Annotated in this window: 3 protein-coding genes; 1 reads left to right on the top strand and 2 read right to left on the bottom strand. The window is 57.9% G+C overall.

Annotation, left to right across the window (positions count from 1 at the left end; genetic code table 11):
* Together WBM93_RS13435 and carA are read right to left on the bottom strand one after the other, a co-directional pair.
* Positions 1-308, bottom strand: a 308-nt coding sequence (locus WBM93_RS13435) for a ribonuclease E inhibitor RraB (RefSeq protein WP_424432371.1), incomplete at its 3' end; no start/stop codon positions are given.
* Positions 305-1,507, bottom strand: a complete 1,203-nt coding sequence (gene carA, locus WBM93_RS13440) for a glutamine-hydrolyzing carbamoyl-phosphate synthase small subunit (RefSeq protein WP_424432372.1) — start codon at positions 1,505-1,507, stop codon at positions 305-307. The genes WBM93_RS13435 and carA, both read right to left, overlap by 4 nt.
* A gap of 133 nt (positions 1,508-1,640) precedes the next feature.
* On the opposite strand from carA, the gene WBM93_RS13445 reads away from it, so the two are divergent.
* Positions 1,641-2,093, top strand: coding sequence for a GatB/YqeY domain-containing protein (locus tag WBM93_RS13445; RefSeq protein WP_424432373.1), 453 nt, complete (start codon positions 1,641-1,643; stop codon positions 2,091-2,093).
* Positions 2,094-2,133: the final 40 nt, after the last annotated feature.

Consider the following 2,133-nt stretch of genomic DNA (forward strand, 5'->3'; position numbering starts at 1 on the left):
ATATCATATTCGCTTTCGATCTCAAGGCATTTGCGGGTCAGTTCGCGGATCGTTTCGCGCTTCGTGTCGAGGTCAATCTGCAGCTCGATCACCCACTCGTCATCCTCGTTGGAGACCAAAGCTGAACGAAAGCCCCATTTGGCCGCGTCATTCTTCAGCCTGTTGAGGTCGGCGACCGCGCCGACAAATTGCACGTTGATTTCGCGCACAACATGCGACAAATCGCCGCCCGCTGCCATATTTTGCAAGATTTCGTCATCAATCGCCCATTCTTCGGCAAGATGTGCGGGATCAATCGGGCTGCTCACTGGGTCAATCCCCCGACAAATTTCTCGAACAGGTAAAAACTGTCCTGCGGGCCGGGGCTGGCTTCGGGGTGATATTGCACGCCAAAGGCGCGTTTGCCGATGATTTCGATGCCGCAATTGCTGCCGTCGAACAGGCTTTTGTGGGTTTCGCGCACCGTATCGGGCAGCGTGTCGCTGTCCACCGCGAAACCATGGTTCATGCTGGTGATCTCGACCAGACCCTCGGTCTCGGCCCAGCCGCCGCCGATCCGCTGCACCGGATGATTGGCGCCGCGATGGCCCTGGTGCATTTTAACCGTTTTCGCCCCCGCCGCCAGCGCCAGCATCTGGTGGCCAAGACAGATGCCGAACAACGGAATATCCGCCTCGAGAAGCTGTTTGACCACCGGTACCGCATATTCACCAGTCGCCGCCGGATCGCCGGGACCGTTGGAGAGAAACACCCCGTCCGGCTTTAGCGTCATGATGTCATCAAAAGAAGTTTTCGCGGGAACCACAGTGACTTTTGCGCCAGCGTTCACAAGATTTCTGAAGATATTACGCTTCGCACCATAATCGATCGCCACCACATGGGGTCGTTCCTTGGCCCCAAGTTTGACAAACTTTGGGTCCTGTTCATAGCCATGCCCCAGCCGCCAGAGACCGCCTTTATCCCACAATTGCGTCTGATGCCCGGTCACATCCTTGGCCAGATCCATGCCTTCCAGCCCTGCCCAAGCCCGCGCCTTGCCCAGCAATTCATCGATATCAAACTGGCCCTCCGGATCATGAGCAATCACCGCATTGGGCGCCCCCGCTTCGCGGATCCGCCGGGTCAAAGCCCGCGTGTCAACGCCGCTCAGCCCGATCCGGCCATTGTCCGCCATCCACTGGTCAAACGGCTTCTGGTCGCGGAAATTGCTGGGTGCGGTCACATCCTCGCGGACGATACAGCCCAGGGCATGCGGGCTGTCCGCCTCGACATCCTCGTCATTGGTTCCGGTATTGCCGATATGGGGAAAAGTGAAGGTCACGATCTGCCCGGCATAGCTGGGGTCGGTCATCACTTCCTGATAGCCGGTCATCGCGGTGTTGAAACAGACTTCACCGACCGCCGAGCCGGTCGCGCCAAAGCCCCTGCCCCAGATGATCGTGCCATCGGCCAATACCAATATCCCGGTTGCACCCTCGGGAGCGGCGGGATTATGGGCATCGGTCATGGGCTGTTCCTTCGGGTCCGTCTTAGGCGCAAAATTTCATGGGACCTAGAGCCAGTTTTCTGGCGTCACAATCTATGAAAAATATTATCTTCCCGCTATGGTGGTCGCTTATTCCAAAAATATGAGGGACGCCATGATTCGCGACACCGTGAAAGCCGCGCAAATTGCCGCCATGAAGGCCCGTGACAAGGATCGCACCGCCGCGACACGCAGCATTTTGGCCAAGATCAAGGACAAGGATATCGAACTGCGTACCAAGGATGGTGCGCCGGACGATGACGTCATGGTCACCGACGTCCTGCAAAAGATGGCCAAGCAACGCCGCGAATCGATCGAGATGTTCGAAAGCGGCGGCCGCGATGAGCTGGCCGCGGCGGAAAAAATGGAACTGGCGGTGATCGAGGAATTCCTCCCCGCGCAATTGAGCGACGCAGAAACCGCCGCGCTGATCGACGGCATCAAGACCGAACTCGGCGCGACATCGATGAAAGACATGGGACCGGTGATGGGCGAACTCAAGAAACGCCACGGCACCGAAATCGACATGAGCAAAGCCAGCGCACTGGTGAAGGCGGCGCTGAGCTAAATCTATGACCCTGTCCCCGCAATGGCTCGAAGAACTGCGA

Source organism: Parasphingorhabdus sp., assembly GCF_049667325.1.
GTDB lineage: Bacteria > Pseudomonadota > Alphaproteobacteria > Sphingomonadales > Sphingomonadaceae > Parasphingorhabdus.

Excerpts from the sequence above, each read along its gene's own strand:
- carA (WP_424432372.1), bottom strand. The coding sequence starts at position 1,507 with ATGACCGATGCCCATAATCCCGCCGCTCCCGAGGGTGCAACCGGGATA.
- WBM93_RS13445 (WP_424432373.1), top strand. The coding sequence starts at position 1,641 with ATGATTCGCGACACCGTGAAAGCCGCGCAAATTGCCGCCATGAAGGCC.